Annotated in this window: 20 protein-coding genes; 12 read left to right on the top strand and 8 right to left on the bottom strand. The window is 73.7% G+C overall.

Annotation, left to right across the window (positions count from 1 at the left end):
- Nucleotides 1–22 precede the first annotated feature (22 nt).
- The 6 genes from GCU60_RS03950 (at nt 23) to GCU60_RS03925 (ending at nt 7,163) form a co-directional block, all read left to right on the top strand.
- A complete protein-coding gene (locus GCU60_RS03950; protein ID WP_204261378.1) occupies nt 23–1,699 on the top strand; it encodes a hypothetical protein in 1,677 nt (558 codons plus the stop codon).
- A gap of 129 nt (nt 1,700–1,828) precedes the next feature.
- The gene (gene trxB / locus GCU60_RS03945) at nt 1,829–2,791 is read left to right on the top strand and encodes a thioredoxin-disulfide reductase (protein ID WP_430537408.1); all 963 of its coding nucleotides are present in this window, start codon (nt 1,829–1,831) and stop codon (nt 2,789–2,791) included.
- 93 nt (nt 2,792–2,884) lie between these two features.
- Complete coding sequence (trxA, locus tag GCU60_RS03940; protein ID WP_163202411.1) at nt 2,885–3,211, top strand: thioredoxin; 327 nt, start codon at nt 2,885–2,887, stop codon at nt 3,209–3,211.
- Between the two features lie 211 nt (nt 3,212–3,422).
- Nucleotides 3,423–4,526 carry an N-acetylmuramoyl-L-alanine amidase gene (locus GCU60_RS03935; RefSeq protein ID WP_345770375.1) on the top strand — a complete coding sequence of 368 codons (1,104 nt, stop codon included), beginning with the start codon at nt 3,423–3,425 and terminating at the stop codon, nt 4,524–4,526.
- 220 nt (nt 4,527–4,746) lie between these two features.
- Nucleotides 4,747–6,171 carry a PLP-dependent aminotransferase family protein gene (locus GCU60_RS03930; protein ID WP_345770374.1) on the top strand — a complete coding sequence of 475 codons (1,425 nt, stop codon included), beginning with the start codon at nt 4,747–4,749 and terminating at the stop codon, nt 6,169–6,171.
- On the top strand, nt 6,168–7,163 hold the full coding sequence (locus GCU60_RS03925; protein ID WP_163202409.1) for a D-alanine--D-alanine ligase family protein: 996 nt from the start codon (nt 6,168–6,170) through the stop codon (nt 7,161–7,163). Before GCU60_RS03930 ends, GCU60_RS03925 begins: the two co-directional genes overlap by 4 nt.
- Nucleotides 7,164–7,240: 77 nt before the next feature.
- Here GCU60_RS03925 and GCU60_RS03920 read toward each other — a convergent pair whose 3' ends face one another.
- The 8 genes from GCU60_RS03920 to rpmH all read right to left on the bottom strand — a co-directional run bounded on the left by GCU60_RS03920 (nt 7,241) and on the right by rpmH (nt 12,828).
- Nucleotides 7,241–8,281: a ParB/RepB/Spo0J family partition protein gene (locus GCU60_RS03920; RefSeq protein ID WP_163202407.1), complete on the bottom strand. Its 1,041-nt coding sequence runs from the start codon at nt 8,279–8,281 to the stop codon at nt 7,241–7,243.
- A gap of 25 nt (nt 8,282–8,306) precedes the next feature.
- Nucleotides 8,307–9,362: an AAA family ATPase gene (locus GCU60_RS03915; protein ID WP_163202405.1), complete on the bottom strand. Its 1,056-nt coding sequence runs from the start codon at nt 9,360–9,362 to the stop codon at nt 8,307–8,309.
- 144 nt (nt 9,363–9,506) lie between these two features.
- Nucleotides 9,507–10,178: a 16S rRNA (guanine(527)-N(7))-methyltransferase RsmG gene (rsmG, locus tag GCU60_RS03910; RefSeq protein ID WP_163202403.1), complete on the bottom strand. Its 672-nt coding sequence runs from the start codon at nt 10,176–10,178 to the stop codon at nt 9,507–9,509.
- A complete protein-coding gene (locus tag GCU60_RS03905; RefSeq protein ID WP_163202401.1) occupies nt 10,175–10,777 on the bottom strand; it encodes a R3H domain-containing nucleic acid-binding protein in 603 nt (200 codons plus the stop codon). Before GCU60_RS03905 ends, rsmG begins: the two co-directional genes overlap by 4 nt.
- An 82-nt stretch (nt 10,778–10,859) precedes the next feature.
- Nucleotides 10,860–11,927 (bottom strand): membrane protein insertase YidC, encoded by a 1,068-nt coding sequence (gene yidC / locus GCU60_RS03900; RefSeq protein WP_204261376.1) that lies wholly within the window; start codon nt 11,925–11,927, stop codon nt 10,860–10,862.
- Nucleotides 11,920–12,312, bottom strand: coding sequence for a membrane protein insertion efficiency factor YidD (yidD, locus tag GCU60_RS03895; RefSeq protein WP_163202397.1), 393 nt, complete (start codon nt 12,310–12,312; stop codon nt 11,920–11,922). Before yidD ends, yidC begins: the two co-directional genes overlap by 8 nt.
- Nucleotides 12,309–12,689 carry a ribonuclease P protein component gene (gene rnpA / locus GCU60_RS03890; protein WP_163202395.1) on the bottom strand — a complete coding sequence of 127 codons (381 nt, stop codon included), beginning with the start codon at nt 12,687–12,689 and terminating at the stop codon, nt 12,309–12,311. Before rnpA ends, yidD begins: the two co-directional genes overlap by 4 nt.
- A 1-nt stretch (nt 12,690) precedes the next feature.
- A complete protein-coding gene (gene rpmH, locus GCU60_RS03885) occupies nt 12,691–12,828 on the bottom strand; it encodes a 50S ribosomal protein L34 (RefSeq protein WP_040338882.1) in 138 nt (45 codons plus the stop codon).
- Between the two features lie 695 nt (nt 12,829–13,523).
- Here rpmH and dnaA point away from each other — a divergent pair.
- The 6 genes from dnaA to GCU60_RS03855 all read left to right on the top strand — a co-directional run bounded on the left by dnaA (nt 13,524) and on the right by GCU60_RS03855 (nt 21,436).
- Nucleotides 13,524–15,260: a chromosomal replication initiator protein DnaA gene (gene dnaA / locus GCU60_RS03880; protein WP_163202392.1), complete on the top strand. Its 1,737-nt coding sequence runs from the start codon at nt 13,524–13,526 to the stop codon at nt 15,258–15,260.
- A 1,137-nt stretch (nt 15,261–16,397) separates the two neighbouring features.
- A complete protein-coding gene (gene dnaN, locus GCU60_RS03875) occupies nt 16,398–17,555 on the top strand; it encodes a DNA polymerase III subunit beta (protein ID WP_163202390.1) in 1,158 nt (385 codons plus the stop codon).
- An 89-nt stretch (nt 17,556–17,644) separates the two neighbouring features.
- Nucleotides 17,645–18,604: a phosphogluconate dehydrogenase (NAD(+)-dependent, decarboxylating) gene (gene gnd, locus GCU60_RS03870; RefSeq protein WP_345770373.1), complete on the top strand. Its 960-nt coding sequence runs from the start codon at nt 17,645–17,647 to the stop codon at nt 18,602–18,604.
- Between the two features lie 112 nt (nt 18,605–18,716).
- Nucleotides 18,717–19,892 carry a DNA replication/repair protein RecF gene (recF, locus tag GCU60_RS03865; RefSeq protein WP_163202388.1) on the top strand — a complete coding sequence of 392 codons (1,176 nt, stop codon included), beginning with the start codon at nt 18,717–18,719 and terminating at the stop codon, nt 19,890–19,892.
- Nucleotides 19,889–20,389, top strand: a complete 501-nt coding sequence (locus GCU60_RS03860) for a DciA family protein (RefSeq protein WP_163202386.1) — start codon at nt 19,889–19,891, stop codon at nt 20,387–20,389. Before recF ends, GCU60_RS03860 begins: the two co-directional genes overlap by 4 nt.
- 42 nt (nt 20,390–20,431) lie before the next feature.
- The gene (locus GCU60_RS03855; RefSeq protein ID WP_163202384.1) at nt 20,432–21,436 is read left to right on the top strand and encodes a hypothetical protein; all 1,005 of its coding nucleotides are present in this window, start codon (nt 20,432–20,434) and stop codon (nt 21,434–21,436) included.
- The last annotated feature ends 1 nt before the right edge of the window (nt 21,437 follow it).

Raw genomic sequence — 21,437 nt, 5'->3', positions numbered from 1 at the left:
GCACAGGGAGTCGACAGTGTCGATGGCGTCAACGACCACCGGCCTCCCGGACCGTTACCGCCCGCTGGACCAGATCGGCCCCGACGAGACCACCCCGACCGGCGTCATCCAGTGCTGGCGGGCGAAGGACCGGGTGCTCAACCGCGACGTCGCGATCCGGGTGCACACGCCCGCCGGTCCGGCCGCGCACGCCTGGATCACCCGCGCGCTGACCGCCGGCGGCCTGGCCACCCCGGCGCTGGCGATGGTCTACGACGCGTCGGAGGGCAGCGGCGACCCGCAGGCGCCCGGCGGCGCGGCCTACGTCGTCAACGAGTGGATCGACGGCGAGACGCTGGCCTACCGGTTGCGCTCCGGCCCCATGCCCGAGCGGGAGGTGCGGCTGATGGTGCGCCGACTGGCCGAGGGCGTCGCCGAGGCCCACCGGGTGGGGCTCGCCGTGGGCGGGCTGACGCTGGACAACGTGGTGCTGCGGCCCAACGGGCTGGTGGGCCTGCGGGCCGTGCCGGCGGCCGCGGGCACCGTCGACGGCGACATCCTGGCCCTGGGCGAGCTGCTCGAGGCCTGCCTGACCGGTGTCGGCCCGGGCGCCCGCGACGCCTCCGGCCCGTCGGACCTCATCGCCCTGGCCCGCCGTGCCCGCTCCACCGAGCCGGGCCAGCGGCTGTCCAGCGTGGCCGCCATGGCCGCGCTGCTGGCCGAGCGCCCGCGCACCGGACCGCAGTCGGCCGGCCGGGGCCGGGACGGCGACGAGGACGGCGGCCGGCGGCGCTGGTCCCGCGACCGGCGCCCCGAGGGCGACGCCGCCGTCCGGCTGGAACCCGGCACGCTGCCCCCCGTGCCCCCGGTGCGCCCGGTGACGCAGGGCCCGCCGGTGTCCGCCGCCGCCCTCGGCGCGAACACCGTGGCCGCCGGCTCCCTCGACCGCTCCGGGCTCACCCCGCCGCCCCCGGCGGGCCGACCCGTCGGTACGAACGACGACGAGCCCTTCGGCGTGCTGCACGACGACCGCGCCGACGACGGGTTCGACGACAGCTACGACTCCGACGACGACGAGGACGGCGCCCGGCGGCACCGGCTGGTGGTCATCGGCCTCCCGCTGCTCGCGCTGGCCGTGGTGATCGCGTTGGCCTGGTGGTTCGGCGCCAGCGTGCTGTCCGTCGCCGGCTCCGTCGACGACGACCAGGCATCGTCGCCGTCGACGAGCGCCCCCGCCGGCGGGACCGAGGAGGAGCCGGCCGGCGAGGCCGGTCCCGCCGCCGCCATCGCCGCGGCCGACGTCTTCGACCCCTTCGGCGACGGCGAGCCCGAGAACACCGGCCGGGTCCCGCTCTCCTACGACGGTGACCCCGCGACCGCCTGGTCGACGCTGAACTACCGGGGCTCCCCGGCCTTCGGCAACTTGAAGCCGGGCGTCGGGGTCCTGTACGACCTGGGGGACGCCCAGCAGCTCTCCGGCCTCTCCCTCACCTCTCCCTCGGACGGCGCGACGGTGGAGATCCGCACCGGCGAGGCCGCCGGTACGGCGCTGGAGGACTTCACCGTCGCCGCCGACGGCACCCTCGGGGACAGCACGGAGCTCGAGTTCGCCGAGCCGGTGACCGCGCGCTACGTGCTGGTGTGGATCACCGGGCTGGTGGACGCCGGGGACGGCTTTGCCGCGGAGCTCGCCGAGGTCGAGGTCCGCGCCGCCGGCTGAGGACGCCGGATGTCCGTTCCCCGAGCGGCCCGGCCGGGCGACGTCCGGAATGCCGCCCCTACCATCCTGGTTGTGCCGCCCGTGAGTGATTTCCCGACGCCTGGTCCCGCCGTGACAACGGAGGAGATCGTGAACCCCGTCATCCCCCCGGCCGAGCACGACGGCATCCGCGACCTGATCATCATCGGCTCGGGGCCGGCCGGCTACACGGCCGCCACCTACGCGGCCCGGGCCAACCTGCACCCGCTGGTGCTCGAGGGCTCGCAGTTCGGCGGGGCGCTGATGACCACCACCGGGGTGGAGAACTTCCCCGGTTTCCCGGAGGGCATCCAGGGCCCGCAGCTCATGGACGACATGCGCACCCAGGCCGAGAAGTTCGGCGCCGAGCTGGTGCCCTCGGACGTGACCGAGGTCGACCTCACCGCGAACCCGAAGATCGTCAAGGTCGGCGACACCGTGCACCGCGCGCACGCCGTCATCGTCGCCACCGGCTCCAAGTACCGGTACCTCGGCCTGGACAACGAGCAGCGCCTGCTCGGACGCGGCGTCTCCGCCTGCGCCACCTGCGACGGGTTCTTCTTCCGCGACCAGGACATCGTCGTGGTCGGTGGTGGTGACTCCGCGATGGAGGAGGCCACCTTCCTCACCCGCTTCGCGAAGAGCGTCACCGTCGTCCACCGGCGGGAGGAGCTGCGCGCCTCCAAGATCATGGTCAAGCGGGCGCAGGACAACGAGAAGATCCGCTGGGCCCTGGGCAAGCAGGTCACCGACGTGCTCGGCGACAGCACCGTCTCCGGCGTCCAGCTGACCGACGTCGGCAGCGGCACGACCGAGACCGTGCCGGTCAGCGGCCTCTTCATCGCCATCGGGCACGACCCGCGCAGCGAGCTCTTCGCCGGCCAGCTGAAGCTGGACGAGGAGGGCTACATCCAGGTGGAGCACCCGACCACCCGCACCAGCATCGACGGCGTCTTCGCCTGCGGTGACGTCGTCGACCACATCTACCGCCAGGCGATCACGTCGGCCGGCACCGGTGCCGCTGCCGCCATCGACGCCGAGCGGTGGCTCGCCGACACCTTCGACGAGCGCTGATCCGGGCATAACCGGCGCCGCGCGCCGGTTGTCCCGGGCAGGCAATCTCGTCCGGACCCCTGACGAGCCAGTCGACCGAGAGGGAGAACGACCATGGCAGGCAACACCGTGACGGTCACCGACGCCAGCTTCGCCAACGACGTGCTGGGCAGCGACAAGCCCGTGCTCGTCGACTTCTGGGCGGAGTGGTGCGGCCCGTGCAAGATGGTCGCCCCCGTGCTGGAGGAGATCGCGTCCGAGCACGGCGACAGGCTCACCATCGCCAAGCTCAACATCGACGAGAACCCGCAGATCGCGCGTGACTACCAGGTCATGTCGATCCCCACGATGACGGTGTTCCAGGGTGGAAAGCCGGTGAAGAGCATCATCGGCGCGAAGCCGAAGGGCGCCATCCTCAACGACCTCGCCGACTACCTCTGAGCCAGGGGAATCGTCCCCGGTAGGGGATGACGGTGACGCTCCGTACGACCGAGGCCCCACCCGTCCACCGGACGAGTGGGGCCTTCGTCGTGACCGGGGGAGTGTTCCGGCCCCGGGTGGGCCGCTCCGGGTCCGAGGGACCACAATCGGTGACACGATGGGAACCGACAGCCGCATGCAGATCCTGAGGCGAGGAGACCGTGGACCGGCGGTGGCCGACGTCCACGCCGCTCTGCGCAGCCTGGGGCTCCTGCCCCAGGACACGTCCCTGGACGGGGCCGACCAGCCGCTGGACTCCGCCGAGTACGACGACGCCACCGAGCTCGCGGTACGCCACTTCCAGCAGGTGCGTGGGCTGTCCGTCGACGGCCGGGTCGGCGAGGAGACCTACCGGGCGCTGAGCGAGGCACGCTGGTCCCTCGGTGACCGGCTGCTGCGGTACGACCCCGAGCGCCCCATGCGCGGTGACGACGTCACCAACCTGCAGGAGCGGCTGCTGGAGCTCGGCTACGACGCCGGCCGGGCGGACGGGATCCTCGGCCCGGAGACCGAGACGGGTCTGCGGGCGTTCCAGCGCGACTACGGCCTGACCTCCGACGGCACCTGCGGCCCCGCCACGCTGCGCGCGCTGCGCCAGCTCGGCCGGAAGGTCACCGGCGGCCGACCGCAGCTGCTGCGGCAGAGCGCCTCCTTCGTGGAGAGCGGCCCGCACCTGATCGGCCGCCGGATCGTCGTCGACCCGGGGCACGGCGGCAGCGACACCGGGTTCACCGAGGGGGAGACGACCGAGTCCGACCTCGTCTTCGACCTCGCCTCCCGGATCGAGGGCCGGCTGGCCGCGGCCGGGGCCACCGTCTACCTCACCCGGGGCCGGTCGCAGAACCCCGAGCCGGCCGAGCGGACCGCGTTCGCCAACGACGCCCGGGCCGACCTCTTCATCTCGCTGCACATGGACGCGCACGACTCCGAGCACGCGCGCGGGGTCGCGAGCTACTACTACGGCACCGGCTCCGGCGCGTCCTCGACGGTGGGGGAGGAGTTCGCCCAGCTCGTCCGTCGCGAGGTGGTGGCGCGCACCGGCCTCCTCGACCTCGGCTCGCACCCCAAGACGTGGGACGCGCTGCGCATGACGCGCATGCCCGCCGTGCGGCTGGACTGCGGCTACCTCTCGCACCCGGTCGACCGGCTGCTGCTGCTGGACGCCCGCGTGCGCAGCGCCATCGCGCACGCCGTCCTGGCCGCCGTGCAGCGTCTCTACCTACCCGCCGAGGCCGATCCCCCGACGGGCACGTTCCAGCTCCCCACGCACGCCTGAGCGGGCTGTGACATCGCGGTCCTCCGGACCGCACCGCGATGACACCGTCGTCCTCCGGACGACACCGCGGCCAACGGCCGTTCCCCTGCGCCGGTGAGCCGTTGCGTCGTCCCTGCGCGGGACCCTCCGGGCCCCACTCGGGACGACGGTGCTGCCCACCTCTCGCGGGGCCGCTCACGTCCCCTCATGGCTCCCCGTGGCCGGGCATAGACTCCTCAAGGTGGCCACCCTCCCGCCCGGCTCGCCCGCCGGTCCCGGTCAGCCGGGGACGCACCTGACCACCGGTGCGCATCCCCACGTCGTCCCGCGCCATCCGCGGCTGGACCCCCTGGCCGACCGGTACGCAGCACGCACCCACGGGATGAAGACCTCCGAGATCCGTGCGCTCTTCTCCGTGGTCAGCCGGCCGGAGGTCGTCTCGCTGGCGGGAGGCATGCCCGCGGTCACCGCGCTGCCGCTGGACGCCGTCGGCTCCATGATCGGCGAGCTGGTGTCGGGGATGGGCGCGCAGACGCTGCAGTACGGCTCGGGTCAGGGTGACCCGCGGCTGCGCGAGCGGATCTGCGACGTCATGGCCCTGGAGGGCATCACCGACGCCTCCCCGAGCGAGGTCGTCGTCACCGTCGGCTCCCAGCAGGGGCTGGACCTGGTCACCCGGGTCTTCGTCGACCCCGGTGACGTCATCCTCGCCGAGGGCCCGTCCTACGTGGGCGCGCTCGGTGTCTTCCAGGCGGCCCAGGCGCGGGTGCGGCACGTCGCGATGGACGACCACGGGCTGATCCCCGAGGCGCTCGAGGAGGCGCTGATCGACTGCCGCGCCGCCGGGGACCGGGTGAAGTTCCTCTACACGGTGCCCAACTTCCACAACCCGGCCGGCGTCACGCTGTCCGAGCCGCGGCGCGAGGCGATCATGGCCCTCGCCGAGCGGTACGACCTGCTCGTCATCGAGGACAACCCCTACGGCCTGCTGGGCTTCGAGCACGAGCCGATGCGTGCCCTGCGGGCCCGCAACAACCAGCGGGTCATCTACCTCGGCTCGTTCTCCAAGACGTTCTCCCCGGGGCTGCGCGTGGGCTGGGTCCTGGCCCCGCTCGCCGTCCGGGAGAAGCTGGTGCTGGCCACGGAGGCACAGGTGCTCTGCCCGCCGTCGCTCACCCAGTACGCCGTGGCCCGCTACCTGGACACCCAGCCGTGGCGCGAGCAGATCAAGACGTTCACCGAGCTCTACCGGGAACGGCGCGACGCCACGCTGGAGTCGCTGGCCGCGCTCATGCCGGCCGGCACCGCCTGGACGAAGCCCGAGGGCGGCTTCTACGTGTGGCTGAAGCTGCCGCACGGGCTGGACTCCAAGCTCATGCAGCCCCGCGCGGTCGCCGCGCACGTGGCCTACGTGCCGGGCATCGGCTTCTTCGCCGACGGCAACGGCCAGGAGTACATGCGGCTGTCCTACTGCTACCCCGAGCCCGACCAGATCCGCGAGGGGGTGCGCCGCCTGGCCCGCGTCATCGAGGCCGAGCTGGACCTGCACTCCACCTTCGACAAGGTCGACACCGGCACCTTCCGCGCCATCCCGCCGGTCCCCGGGCACGAGGCGGAGACGATGGTGGGCCCGGCCAACAGCGACACCTACGAGGACGGGCGATGAGCGAGCAGGCACCGGCCCCCGAGCGCGCCGACGCAACCTCGGCGCACCCGCTGCGCGCCGTCGTCCTGGCCGGGGGGCTCACCTTCGAACGCGAGGTCAGCCTCTCCTCGGGCACCCAGGTGGTCGAGGAGCTGACCCGCCGCGGGCTGGACGCCGAGCTGCGCGACGCCGACGCCGAGCTGCTGCCCGGGCTGGCCGCCGCCCCGGCCGACGCGGTGTTCATCGCGCTGCACGGCGCAACGGGGGAGGACGGCGCCCTGCGCGCGGTGCTCGACCTCGCCGGGGTCCCCTACGTCGGCTCGCGCGCCTCGGCCTGCCGGCTGGCGTGGGACAAGCCGGCGGCGAAGTCCGTGGTCGCCTCCGCCGGCGTGGCCACCCCCGACTGGGTGGCCCTGCCGCACAGCACCTTCCGCGAGCTCGGTGCCGGTGCGGTCCTGGACCTCATGGTGGCCCGGCTCGGGCTGCCGCTGATGGTCAAGCCGGCCTCCGGTGGGTCCGCCCTGGGCGTGCAGAAGGTCAGCCGGGTGGAGGACCTGCCGGCGGCCATGGTCAGCTGCTTCGCCTACGGCGACACCGTCATGGTGGAGCGCTACGTCGACGGCGTCGAGGTCGCCCTGGCCGTCGTCGACCTCGGGGACGGGCCGCAGGCCCTGCCGGCGGTGGAGATCGAACCGGAGTCCGGCGTCTTCGACTACGCCTCCCGGTACAGCCCCGGCCTCACCGAGTACCACACCCCGGCGCAGCTCCCGGACGACGTCGCAGAGCGGGCGGCCGCGATGGCGGTCCGCGTGCACGAGGCGCTCGGCCTGGCCGACCTGTCCCGCACCGACGCCATCGTCACCCCGGACGGCGAGGTGCACTTCCTGGAGGTGAACGTCTCGCCGGGCCTCACCGAGACGTCGATGTTCCCGATGGCGGTCGAGGCGGCCGGGCACGACCTCGGCGACGTCCTGGCGCGGCTGCTCGCTCGCCGGGCGGCGGCCCAGGGCTGAGCCCCACCCGCCCCAGTCGACACAGGGCCCTTACGTCAGTGACGTAAGGGCCCTGTTTGCTGCCTGGACGAGGCTGATCAGGCGTCGGGGCGCCGTCCGGTGATGTCCGGTGCCATGACGCCGATGATCCGCTGGAGGTCGTCGACCGAACCGAACTCGACGACGATCTTGCCCTTGGACCTGCCGATCTGGATCTTCACCTTGGTCTCGAACATGTCGGAGAGCCGGGAGCCGAGCTCCTCGACGCCGGGGGCCGAGATGCGCCGGGTGCGCCGCTTGGCGGCCGGCTCCTCGGCGGCGGCCATCGCGACCGCCTCCTCCGTGGCGCGCACCGACAGCCCCTCGGCGACGATGCGGGTCGCCAGGGCGTCCTGCGCGGCCGGGTCCGAGAGCCCCAGCAGCGCCCGGGCGTGGCCGGCCGAGATGACGCCCGCGGCGACCCGTGTCTGCACCTTCACCGGGAGCTTCATCAGCCGGATGGTGTTGGTGACCTGCGAGCGGCTGCGGCCGATGCGGCTGGCCAGCTCCTCGTGGGTGGCACCGAACTCCTCCAGCAGCTGCTGGTAGGCCGCGGCCTCCTCCAGCGGGTTGAGCTGCACCCGGTGGATGTTCTCCAGGAGGGCGTCCCGGAGCATCGCGTCGTCGGTGGTGTCCCGGACGATGGCCGGCACGGTCCCCAGGCCGGCGGCGCGGGCGGCCCGGAGCCGGCGCTCTCCCATGATCAGCTCGTAGCGCCCCTCGCCCGCCTCGCGGACGACGATCGGCTGCAGCAGGCCGAACTCCCGGACGCTGTGCGTCAGCTCCTCCAGGGCCTCGTCGTCGAAGACCTGGCGCGGCTGCTTGGGGTTGGGGACGACGTCGTCGACGGCGACCTCGCGGAGCTGCGCCCCCGGTACGCCCACGGCGGGCTCCGGCACGGCGGCCGGTGCCGGCACCAGGCTCACCGGGGAGGACTGCGTCGCCGGCTCGGCGGACGGGGACGACCCGTCACCCGATCGCGCCTCCGGCGCCGGCTCGCTCGCGGGCGCCGAGGGTGCCGGCGCCGGTGCGGGCGTCGGCGGGGGACCGGTCGGGATGAGCGCCGCCAGCCCACGTCCCAGGCCGCCTCGCTTGGTCATGACTGCTCCTCGTCGGGAGTGCTGCTCACTGGGATTCCTGGGTGCGGAACGGCTCCGCCGTCTCACCGAAGGCGAGTGCGCCGACCGGGGTTCCGCCCGCGCCGTGGGTGGCGGCGAGCGGCGGCAGGTCCACCCCGCGCTCGGCCAGCTGGCGGGCGGCCTCGACGTAGCTGGTCGATCCACGGGAGCCGGGGTCGTAGGTCAGCACCGACTGCCCGTAGCCGGGCGCCTCGGACACCCGGACGTTCCGCGGGATGACCGCCTCCAGGACGAGCTCGCCGAAGTGGTTGCGCACCTCGTCGGCCACCTGGTCGGCCAGCCTCGTTCGCCCGTCGTACATGGTCAGCAGGATGGTCCGCACCGCGATCCCCGGGTTCAGGTGCTGGCGGACCAGGTCGATGTTGTTGAGCAGCTGGCCCAGGCCCTCCAGCGCGTAGTACTCGCACTGGATGGGGATGAGCACCTCGTCCCCGGCCACCAGCGCGTTGAGCGTCAGGAGACCCAGGGACGGCGGGCAGTCGATGAGGACGTAGTGCGGGCGCCGCTCGCGGGGGAGAGCCGCCACGTAGGCCTCGATCGCGCGGCGCAGGCGGTGCTCGCGGGCGACGACCGACACCAGCTCGATCTCGGCGCCGGCCAGGTCGATGGTGGCCGGCACGCACAGCAGGTTCGGGCTGGCCGTCGTCGGGTGCACGACCTCCGACAGGGTGCTGTCCCCGACGAGGGCGTCGTAGATGGACGGCGTGCCGACTGTGTGGTCGACCCCGAGGGCGGTGCTGGCGTTGCCCTGGGGGTCCAGGTCGATGACCAGCGTCCGGAGGCCGTAGAGAGCGAGGGCCACGCCGAGGTTGACCGTGGACGTGGTCTTGCCGACCCCGCCCTTCTGGTTGGCGATGGTGATGACCCGGATGCGCCCCGGTGCGGGGAAAGGCTCCTGGTGGGCGGCGTGCAGCACGCGGGTGGCGCGCAGCGCCTCCATCGCGATCGGGCTGTCGAAGTCGGCCATCCCGCCGGCGGTGGACTCGGTCGACGACTGGTCAGCGGCGAGGCTGCTGCGCAGCCGCTCGCCCGGGTCGGTCATCGCGGGTCCTTCCTGTGCCGGCGTTTCACGTGGAACGGGTTGGGAACACTGTCCTGTTCCACGTGGAACAGACTAAGGACCCTCCGCCCCCCGCGGCTCGCATGCTCGCTGCGGGCCCCTGCAGAGGGCCGGACGAACCCGATGTCACCGCTCTCCACGCGTCATGACCACCACGGTAGTGGCAGCGTCCCCCAGCGATGCACCGACTGCCCGCGGCTCGATGTCGCGCATGCCCGCCGCGCGCAGCTCGGGGACCAGCTGGGGCAGCTCCTCCAGTGCGCGCGCACCCACCAGGGCCACCAGCTGGGCGCCCGGGCGCAGCAGTCCGCGGCACCAGCCGACGAGCCGGGGGAGCGGCGCGACCGCCCGTGCGGTGACGACGTCCACCGGGCCCACCGACGAGACGACACCGCGGTCCTCGGCGCGGCCGCGGACCACCCGCCAGGACGACGAGCCGGCGAGGTCCGCGACGGCCTCCTCGAGGAACTCCACCCGCCGGGCCATCGGCTCCACGAGGGTGAGCGTGACATCCGGCCGCGCCAGGCCCAGCGGGATACCGGGCAGGCCCGCACCGCTGCCCACGTCCACGACGCGGGCACCGGCGGGGACGGCCTCGGCGACGGCCGCGCTGTTGAGGACGTGCCGCTCCCACAGCCGGGACACCTCGCGGGGGCCGATCAGCCCGCGCGTCACCCCGTCGGTGGCCAGGCGCGCGACGTAGCGCTGCGCGGCCGGGAGTGCGTCCCCGAAGACGCCCGCCGCCGTGGCGGGTGGCTCCGGGGGGACGGCGACCCCGTCCGGGGAACCGTCGGTCACCTGTCGGGCAGGACCACGACGCGGCGGTTGGGCTCCTCGCCCTCCGACTCGCTGTGCACCCCGGCGACCGAGGCGATGACGTCGTGGACGACCTTGCGCTCGAACGGGTTCATCGGGCTGAGCCGCTCCGGCTGGCGGCTCGAGGAGACCCGCCGCGCGGTCTCGCCGGCCAGTGCGGTCAGGTCGGCCCGGCGCGTGGCCCGGTAGCCACCGACGTCGAGCATCAGGCGGCTGCGGACACCGGTCGACTGGGCGACGGCGAGCCGGGTCAGCTCCTGCAGGGCCTCCAGGGTGGCGCCGTCGGGGCCGATGAGGTCGTTCAGCCGGCCCCCGACGATCGCCACGGAGGCGCGGTCGCCCTCCACGTCGAGGTCGATGTCGCCGTCGACGTCGAGGATGTCCAGTAGGCGCTCGAGGTAGTCACCGGCGACGTCCCCCTCGCGCACCAGGTGGTCGTCGCCGGTCCCTCGCACCCCGTCCGTCGCATCGGCCCCGTCCGTCTCGAGGTCGACGGCGTCGACGACGGCGTCGTCGCTGCCGGCGTCGGCGTCGGGAAGGGCGGGCTGGCTGTCGGTCGTGGACTGCTGCGGAGCACTCACGGGTGTTCCTCCCAGGTCTGTGCGGCGGCCGGGCGTACCCGGTGGTCGATGTGCCGGACGTGCCGGCGGGGGAGCGGCGGGGTCAGCGACGCTTGCGCTTGCCGCGGTTCGCCGGGCCCTGGCCCGCCCCCGGGCGGGAACCGCCGCCCGAGCCGTTCCGGGACGCCGTCGCGCCGGTGGGCGGCGCGGCGTCCGGGGCCGGGTCGCCGGGGGTGCCGTCGACCGTGCTGGCCGGGGCCACCGTCGGCGCGGCGGGGCGGCCGGGCTTCGGCCGGACCGGCTTGGCGCCGGGCTTCGGGGCGAGCGTGCGCGGGTCGATCACCGGCTTGTCGGCGTCGGCCTTCCCTTTGGCAGCAGCCGATCCGGGCGGCGGCATCTTGCGCAGGATGAAGAACTGCTGGCCCAGCGTCCAGAGGTTGTTCACCATCCAGTAGATGAGCACGCCGATCGGGAAGATGAAGCCCGAGACGAAGAGGCTGATCGGGACGCCGTAGAGCATCAGCTTCTGGACCATCGCGGCCTGACCCTCGACCGGGCCGGAGCGCGCCATGATCTGCTTCTGCGTGAAGTACGTGGTCGCGACCATGACCAGGATCAGCACGAAGGCGACGGTGCGGATCGTGCCGTAGCTGGCGATCTCCAGGATCGCCCGCTCCTTGTCGCCGCTCATGTTGAACGACGCGGAGATCGGGGCGCCGAACAGCTTGGCCCGCGCGGCCTGGTCGGTCAGCTCGTTCGACCAGGAGTACAGCCCCTGCTTGTCCGGGGCCAGCCGCCGCAGGACGTGGAAGAGCGACAGGAAGATCGGAATCTGCGGGAGGATCGGCAGGCAGCCGGCCAGCGGGTTGACGCCGCGCTCCTTCTGCAGCTGCTGCATCGCCACGGCCAGGCCCTGACGGTCGCTGCCGTACTGCTTGCGCAGCTTCTGCAGCTCCGGCTGGAGCTCCTGCATCGCCCGCTGGGACTTGACCTGCTTGACGAACAGCGGGAACAGGATCAACCGGATCGTGACGACCAGGAACACGATCGCCAGGACCCAGGACAGCCCGGACAGGCCGCTCTCCGGGGCCGGGTTGCCGAAGGCGGCGTCCCACAGCGAGTGCCACCGGGCCATCACCCAGGAGATGGCGGTGTACAGCCAGTCAAGCAACGAAGGTCTCCTCGTTCGCCCGGCCGGGAGCCGGTGGGGAGGCCGGGACGGGGCCCGGGCCATCGGTCGGCGTTCCGGAACGGGACACCGCAGTTCTGGACGAGTGGGCGACCGGCGCGGTTCCACCGGGCCGCCGGGCGGGCGGCACCAGGTCGACCCCGCCCGGGTGCCACGGTGCGCACTTGACCAGCCGCACCAGGGCCAGCCAGGAACCGCGACCGGCACCGTGCACCGCCACGGCCTCCGCGGCGTAGGCGCTGCACGTGGGGTGGAACCGGCAGCGCGGCGGGAGCGCCGGGCTGATCGCCCGCGAGTAGAAGCCCACCGCGCGCAGCAGCACGCGGGCGACGGGGGACCGGCGGCCCGCGGCCGCCTGCTCGCTCATCGGGTGCGCACCCGGTCGCCCAGGAGCCGGTCCAGGCCCGAGGCGAGGTCGCGGCGGAGGGCGGCGGAGTCGGCGTCGGCGGCCTCCGGCCGCGCACGCACCACCAGGTCGGCACCGACGGGCAGCCGGACGAGCTCGTCCCGGACGACGGCGCGCAGACGCCGGGTCACCCGGTGGCGCACCACCGAGTTGCCCACGCTCTTGCCGACCACGAAACCGGCCCGCGCAGCCGCCGGGGACGCGAGGTCACCGGCCGGCTGCCCGGGCCGTTCGGAGAGGTAGTGCAGCACCATGGTCGGTCGCCCGGCACGCCGGCCGGATCGGACGACGGCGCTGAACTCCGGGCGCCGGCGCAGGCGTGCCTGCGCTGGCAGCACGTCAGGCGGAGAGCTTCTCGCGGCCCTTGCGCCGACGGCCGGCCAGGATGGCCCGGCCCGCGCGGGTACGCATCCGCAGCCGGAAGCCGTGGGTCTTGGACCGGCGGCGGTTGTTCGGCTGGAACGTGCGCTTGCTCACGAGGTACTCCCACTACACGACATCGGCGGTGCGCTCCCGTCGGTGGACGGGGGCGCGCAGGGCCTCGGACCGGCACGACGGCCGCTCCTGGTACCCAGAGGCAACGCTGCGGACGGTCGACCGGCTCCCGGCACCGCAGGCACGCTGCAGCGGCCGGGGACGGGCAGACCCGTCCACAGACTCCGGCAAGCATAACCGAGGACCGGTGGGTGCCGGTGACCGGTCGCGACCGACCGCCCATGGTCACCCGACCCGGCCCGCCGGCTGCCGACGACGCGCCGGGAGCCGGCTCGCGCGGTGCGCCGCCGCCGGCCGTCCCGGGGCGGTCGGACGGCACCCGGCGTCGTTGCCCGCCTGTGGACGGAGCTGTTAGCGTCGCCGTCGCTCCGCGTCGGGCGTCAGGGTCACGGCGCGCGGGCCGACCCCGGCGGTCGACCGACCGTCGAGCCGCTCCTCCTCCCGCCTGTTCAGGCCGCTGACCAGCAGAGATGCTGATCCGGCCGCCGTCTTCGTGGGCGGCCGGCGCATTCCACCGCCGACCGTGCACAGCCTGTGGACACCGATGTGGAACACGTGCGTGCGCGTGTCCACAGCGGACATCCTGAGGTGACGCGCAGCTCGCGGCGGGGCCGGTGCGGAGGTGCCAGGTGCACCGGGAGCGGCCGCGGGTCGAATGCATGGGAGGACGAGACGGCATGGCCGAGACGCCGGATCTGCCAACGGTCTGGGACCAGATCCGGGAGCGGCTGGCCACCAGCCTGTCTCCGCAGCAGAACGCGATGCTGAACCTGACCCGCCCACTGGGCCTGGTCGAGGGCACCGCGGTGCTGGCCGCGCCCAACGAGTTCACCCAGACGGTGCTCGAGTCGCGCATGCGCCGGGTGCTCGCCGAGGCGCTGTCCGAGCAGTTCGGCCGCGACATCCGCGTCGCCGTCCAGCTGGAGGACGCGCCGCCGCAGGCGGAGGAGCCCCGCGACGAGGAGCCGGTCCGCCGGCCGTGGTCGGCGGCCGAGGCCCAGCGCGCCGAGGAGGACCGCGCCACGCGGGACCGCGCCGACGACGGACGCAGCGCCTTCGGTGTGCGCAGCGACGTCGTGGGGACGGCGGCCCCCTGGGACCGCGACGCCTCGGCGGAGCGGCCCGCGCCCGCCGACTTCCCCCAGGTCCGGGAACTGCACCCGGCCGACGGCCCACAGCGTCCGCCGGTCGACCGGGGCGCGCCGGAGGACTGGAGCACCACGCCGTGGGGACCGGCCGCCGGCGAGTCCGCCGACGGCGACCGCACCGCCGACGTGCTGCCCTTCGCCGACGACTCAGGCCCGGGGGACCAGCGCCGCGGCGGTGGCGCCCCCGGCGGCCGCAGCCGTCGTCCGGACGGCGGGCGTCCGGCCGGCCTGGACCCCGGCCTCAACGCCAAGTACGTCTTCGACAGTTTCGTCATCGGCAACAGCAACAGGTTCGCCCACGCCGCGGCCGTCGCGGTGGCCGAGGCCCCGGCGCGGGCCTACAACCCGCTGTTCATCTACGGCGAGTCCGGGCTGGGCAAGACCCACCTGCTGCACGCGATCGGCCACTACGCCGCGCGCATGTTCCCCAACGTGAAGGTGCGCTACGTCAGCACCGAGGAGTTCACCAACGAGTTCATCAACCTGGTGCACTCCGGCCGGGCCGAGGACTTCCGCCGTCGCTACCGGGACATCGACTTCCTGCTGATCGACGACATCCAGTTCCTCGAGCGGGCCGAGCGCACGCAGGAGGAGTTCTTCCACACCTTCAACACCCTGCACAACGCCAGCAAGCAGATCGTGATCACCTCCGACCGTCCGCCCAAGAAGCTGACGACGCTGGAGGACCGCCTGCGCACGCGGTTCGAGTGGGGCCTGATCACCGATGTCCAGGCGCCGGACCTCGAGACCCGCATCGCGATCCTCCGCAAGAAGGCGTGGGGCGAGCGGCTGCAGGTGCCCGACCAGGTGCTGGAGTTCATCGCCAGCAAGGTGCAGACCAACATCCGCGAGCTCGAGGGCGCGCTCATCCGCGTCACCGCGTTCGCCTCGCTGAACAAGCAGCAGGTCGACCTGCCGCTGGCCGAGCTCGTCCTCAAGGACCTGATCAGCGACGAGCAGGGCCCCCAGATCACCGCGGCGATCATCATGGCGGCGACCGCCGAGTACTTCTCCGTGACGATGGAGGAGCTGCAGGGCACCAACCGAAGCCGCACGCTGGTGAACGCCCGGCAGATCGCGATGTACCTGTGCCGCGAGCTGACCGAGCTCTCCCTGCCCCGGATCGGCGCCTCCTTCGGCGGCAAGGACCACACCACGGTCATGCACGCGGTCAAGAAGATCACCAACCTGATGAGCGAGCGGCGGGCCACGTACACGCAGGTCACGGAGCTGACCGCCCGCATCAAGAGCCGCGCCCGGCAGTAGAAGGACCCCGTCCTCCCCACCCCTCGCACGCTCGGGGCGGTCCCCTGGACGGGGCCGCTCCGGACCGCACCGCGGCCTCGTGCCGTCCCGGCAACGCTGAGCCGCTTCGTCGTGCCTGCGCGGACCCTTCGGGCCCACTCGGCACGGACGGTGCGGGTCCCGTTCCCGACCCTTCGGGTCCACTCGGGACGGACCTCGCGGGTCCCGTTCCCGGCCTTTACGGGCCCGACGAGCTCTGCCCTGTCGGCGTCGTTCCGCAGCGCTCGGTGTCGTCGTCCCTGGCGGTTCGTGCACATTCCGCCGGGGGTCGTCCAGGGCGGCTGCACGGGCGGCCCCGGAGCTCGCCGCGTCCGGTGAACGGTGAGTGTTCCCGGGGGTGCCGGTCGTCGTCTCGGAGCGGTCGACAAGTGGTTGTCCACACCTGTGCGGAAGCCTGGGGAGGAAGGAAGCCCAGGATTCCGGGCCGCTGACGGCGCAACGACGATCGGTCGTGGTCGACACATCGAGAAGTTGTCCCCAGGAATGTGCACAGGTTGGGGAGATCTTCCGTTCGCCACGATTTCGAGGTAACGGTCCGACCGGCCCACCGAGCGCTCGCCCGCGCGGGCGAGCCGCTGACCTGCAGATATGCGCTACAGCACGGCCGGAAGCCTCCGACCGCGACGCCGGAGCCCGCCGGGGTGGGTACGGACTGGGGACGAGCCGGGGGTGGACGGGGGACAGCAGGTGGAGGAACGACGGCGACGGTGCACAACCGTCGATCTGTCCACGTGTCGACAACAGGAAGACGCTGACCACCCACAGCGGGCCAACACCCCCACTCGGCCGCTGACCTGCGGAAAGGGCCCCGATCCCCAGCATCCACACGTGTGATGACGAGGATGAGGGAGCTATCTCGAGAAATTCTTGAACCACACTCTGGGTGGGGACGCTGCGCTGGGAGGTCTTCCAGGCACTCCGCGCAGGCTCCAGCAGCTCATCGGGGGACGGGGTTTCCCCACGGGGCACTGCAACAGGCACGATGAGCACCGCAGCGGAGCCGTCGAGGCCTCGCTGCGGGAAACGACGAGCTCCTCCCCGTACCGGGCGCCGTGATCCGGTGACCGGTGGGCGGACCGAACATGGGTGGGTCGAGAGATGAAGTTCCGGGTGGCACGTGAGGTGCTCGCCGACGCCGTCGCGTGGACGGCGCGCAGCCTGCCGCCGCGGCCGTCGGTGCCGGTCCTGGCGGGCATCCTGCTGGAGGTCGACGGGAGCCAGCTGTCGGTCTCCGGCTTCGACTACGAGGTCTCGGCCCGCGCGGAGATCGACGTCCAGACCAGCGAGAGCGGTCGCGCGCTCGTCCCGGGCCGGCTCCTCGCCGAGATCACCCGGGCCCTCCCCCCGCACCCGGTCGACATCACCGCCGAGGGTCCGCGCCTGGCGATCACCTGCGGCAACGCCCGCTTCAGCCTGCCGACCCTGCCGGTCGAGGACTACCCGTCGCTGCCGTCGATGCCCTCGGCCGCCGGGATCCTGGCCAGCGACGTCTTCGCCGAGGCCGTGGGCCAGGTGGCCATCGCAGCCGGCCGGGACGACACGCTCCCCATGCTCACCGGCGTACGGCTGGAGATCGAGGACGACCAGATCACCCTCGCCGCCACCGACCGCTACCGGCTGGCCGTGCGCGAGTTCGCCTGGCGCCCGGAGACCTCGGGCATCTCGGCCGCCGTCCTGGTGCCGGCCCGCACGCTCGCCGACGCCGCGAAGACGCTGACCAGCGGCCCGGAGATCACCCTGTCGCTCTCCTCGGGCAGCTCCGGCGAGGGCATCCTGGGCCTGTCGGGCAAGGACCGGCAGACCACCACCCGGCTGCTGGACGCCGAGTTCGTGAAGTACCGCGCGATCATGCCGAACGAGTCGCTGTCCAACGCCACGCTGCCGGTCGGCCTCTTCACCGACGCCGCCAAGCGCGTCGCGCTGGTCGCCGAGCGCGGCACCCCGCTGCGCTGCGAGTTCACCCCCGGCCAGGTCACCCTGCGGGCCGGCGGCACCGACGACGAGGGGCAGGCCGAGGAGCGCTGCGACGTCGACTTCGACGGCGACCCGCTGACCATCGGCTTCAACCCGACGTTCCTGCTCGACGGCCTGGCCGCCGTGCACACGGCGCAGGCGCGACTGGACTTCACCAGCCCGCTCAAGCCGGCGGTCCTCTCCGGCGTCGAGGAGCCGCCCGCGGACGACGCGCCGGCCGCCCCCGCGGAGCGCCCGGGCAGCTACCGCTACCTGATCATGCCGGTGCGCCTGCCCGGCTGAGAGAGGACCTCGCTGCCCCCCACCACTCGCACGCTCGCGACGGGGCCCTGCAGCGAGGCCGCCCGCCGGGCACGATGGGCAGGACAACCGTGATCTACGACAGAGGGGACGCCGTCGTGCAGTTGGGGCTGATCGGGCTGGGCAAGATGGGCGGCAACATGGCCGAACGGCTGCGCCGCGCCGGGCACGAGATCGTCGGGTACGACCGGTCCCCCGGGAAGCGGGACGTCGACAGCCTCCCGGCGCTGGTCGAGGCCCTCGCCGCGCCCCGCGTCGTCTGGGTCATGGTCCCCGCGGGCGACCCGACGCGGCAGACGGTCGAGGAGCTGGCCGGGTTGCTGCAGCCCGGTGACGTGATCATCGACGGGGGCAACTCCAAGTACACCGACGACCAGGTCCACGACGTGATGTGCCGCGAGAAGGGCATCGGCTACATCGACGCCGGGGTCTCCGGCGGTGTCTGGGGCCTGGAGAACGGCTACGCGCTGATGGTCGGCGGCACCAAGGAGGACGTCGCCAAGGCGCAGCCGATCTTCGACGCCCTCAAGCCGCCGGCGCCGCACGACGAGTCCGGCCAGCCGATGCCCGGCGCGGGCTTCGTGCACGCCGGCCCCGTGGGCGCCGGACACTTCAGCAAGATGGTCCACAACGGCATCGAGTACGCGCTGATGCAGGCCTACGGCGAGGGCTACGAGCTGCTGGCCGCCGTCGACCTCGTCGAGGACGTCCCGGGCGTCATCGCCTCCTGGACCCAGGGCACCGTCATCCGCTCCTGGCTGCTCGACCTGCTGGTCCGGGCGCTGGACGAGGACCCCGACCTCGACCGGATCACCGGCTACGCCGAGGACTCCGGCGAGGGCCGCTGGACCGTCGAGCAGGCGATCGAGAACGCCGTCCCGGTGCCGACCATCGCCGCCTCGCTCTTCGCCCGCTTCTCCTCCCGCCAGGACGACTCGCCGACCATGAAGGCGGTCGCCGCGCTGCGCAACCAGTTCGGCGGGCACGCGGTGCGCGCCGTCCAGGCGCAGGAGGCCGAGCGGCCCGCGTGAGAGAGGACCCCCCTTCCCCCCACGCCTCGCTCCGCTCGGCGCGGGTCCCTGAAGGGGGGCCGTTCCAGCCCCGCGCCAGGGGCCGTTCCAGCACGTCACCTCGGGCGCTGCGGTGTACCTGAGGCACCTGCAGGTCGGGGACTACCGCAGCTGGGAGCGGGTCGACCTGGCCCTGGGCCCGGGGCCCACGGTGTTCGTCGGCCGCAACGGCGAGGGCAAGACCAACCTGGTCGAGGCCGTGGGCTACCTGGCGACCATGAGCAGCCACCGGGTCTCCGGAGACGCACCCCTGGTGCGTCACGGCGCGGCGCAGGCGGTGGTCCGTGCCGCGCTGCGCCGCGGTGACCGCGAGCTGCTGGTCGAGATCGAGATCAACCCCGGGCGGGCCAACCGGGTCCGGGTCAACCGGGGCCCGCTGCCGCGTCCCCGCGAGCTGCTGGGCCTGGTCCGCACGGTGCTGTTCGCCCCCGAGGACCTGTCCCTGGTGCGCGGCGACCCGACCGAACGGCGCCGCTTCCTGGATGAGCTGCTGGTCACCCGCACCCCGCGGCTGGCCGGCGTCCGCAGCGACTACGACCGGGTGCTCAAGCAGCGCAACGCCCTGCTGAAGACGGCGCGGCTGGCGCGGGGCAAGGCCATGGAGACCCTCGACGTCTGGGACGGCCACCTGACCGACCTCGGGGGGCAGCTCCTGGACGCGCGGCTCCGGTTGATCGCCGACCTGGTCCCGCACGTCGCGGAGTCCTACGCCGGGGTGGCCGGCGCCGGCGCCGCCGTGGCGGGGCTCGGGTACAGCTCCACGGTGCCGCTGGCCGGGGAGGGCGCCGCGCTCGTGCCGGGGGTCGCGCTGCCCTCGGTCGCGGAGCTGACCGAGGCCCTGGGCGCCCGCATCGCCGAGCGCCGAGGGGATGAGCTGGACCGCGGCATGACGCTGGTCGGGCCGCACCGCGACGACCTGGTCATCCACCTGGGACCCGCGCCGGCGAAGGGGTTCGCCAGCCACGGCGAGTCCTGGTCGCTCGCGCTGGCGCTGAAACTGGCGACGTTCGCCCTCTTGAGGGCCGAGGGCGAGGACCCCATCCTGATCCTCGACGACGTCTTCGCCACCCTCGACGCCGAGCGTCGGGCGGCGCTGGCCGCCGTCGCCCGGTCGGCCGAGCAGACCCTCATCACCGCGGCGGTGGTGGACGACGTCCCTCCGGAGCTGCGCGGTGCGCGGGTCGAGGTGGGCGACGGCTTCGCCGTCGTGGTCAAGGACGCGATCCCGACCGGGGAGGGCACGACATGAGCGAGGACCGCCCGGCCCGCCCCAGCGACATCGCCCGGGCCGCCCTGGAGGCGGCTCGGGCGGCATCGGCCTCGCGCCCCCGGCCGACCCGGCGACGGGTGGCCGGGCCGCGCCGCAGCTGGAGCGGCCCCGGACCCGGCGCCGACGACCCCCAGCCGCTGGGTCGCCTGGTCGACTCCCTGGTCACCAGCGAGGACTGGTCGTCCCAGACCCTGGTCGGGTCGGTGTTCGGCCGGTGGGACACGATCGTCGGCCCGGACATCGCCTCGCACTGCCGGCCGGAGACCCTCAGCGAGGGGGTGCTGCTCGTCGTGGCCGAGTCCACGGCGTGGGCCACCCAGCTGCGGCTGCTGGCCCCGTCGATCCTCGGCAAGCTCCGCGCGCAGGTGGGCGGGGACGTCGTGACGTCGTTGCGCGTTGTCGGTCCGACGGCCCCCAGCTGGAAGAAGGGTCCACGCTCGGTGCGCGGCCGGGGGCCCCGCGACACGTACGGATGAGGCGCCCGACGCACTGATCGGCGCCGGGAGGAGGATGCAGCGATGAGCAGCCCCCGCGACGGTGACCGGGACGGTTTCGACGACGGTGACGGCAGCGGCTGGCGCGAGCCGCCGCACCTCGGCTCCGGCGGTGCAGGTGAGGACGAGGCCGACCAGCCGAACTTCGTCGACCGGCGGAAGAAGCCCCGCGACGACCAGGAGCCCCTGTCCGCGCGCTCCTGGCAGCCGCCGGGCTGGGACCTGCCGGCCGCCGAGCCGCAGCGGCCGGTGCCACCGCCGGCCGCGGGGCCGGCACCCGACGAGGCGCGCCCGCCGCTGGACGCGCCCCCGCCGCAGGGCCCCCCGCAGGCAGGCCCCCCGCCGGAGGACGCCGGCGGCCCCCAGCAGCCGGCCGCCGGCGCACCGGGTTGGCTCGGCGGAGGCCGGGGTCGCCGGCGGACGCCCGGCGCGGCCGACCACGTGTTCGCCTACCAGGGTGACCTCGTCGGGTCGCAGGGCTGGGCGCTGCAGCAGGGCTGGACGGTGTCCGACGGCACGGCTCCCGAGGACGCGCCGCTGGCCGGCGTGATCGCGAGCTCCCCGGTCCGGGCCACCAAGGATCACCGCGCGGGCAACGTGCTGCGCGGGCGGGCCGGCCCGCTGGAGCTGGTCGCCTTCGACGTCGTCTACGCCTCGGGGCGGTACGTCGTCCCGGAGTACGCGATCACCGCGGCCCCCCTGCTGGGCAGCGTGCCGGGCTTCCGACTGAGCCCCTCCCGGTTCTGGCGGCACCGCACCGGTGGGATGGTGCCGCTGGGCACCGGCGACCCCGCCTTCGACGCGCGCTGGCTGCTGCTGGCGGCCGAGGACGACCCGCGGTTGCACCGGCTCGCGCAGGACCCGGCGGTGCACGGCCTGCTGCTCGGCACCGACGACGGCGACGAGTTCTGGTCCGGCGCCGGTCACGTGTCCGCCGTCCGGCCCGACGGGCACCGCCCGCAGCTGCTCGAGCACCACGCCCGGCTGCTGTCGGCGATCGTGGCCGCGCTGGGTGCCGGCGGGAACTGAC

Source organism: Blastococcus saxobsidens (assembly GCF_010682065.1).
GTDB classification, from domain to species: domain Bacteria; phylum Actinomycetota; class Actinomycetes; order Mycobacteriales; family Geodermatophilaceae; genus Blastococcus; species Blastococcus saxobsidens_B.
This window is presented reverse-complemented; position numbering and strand designations above follow the sequence as displayed.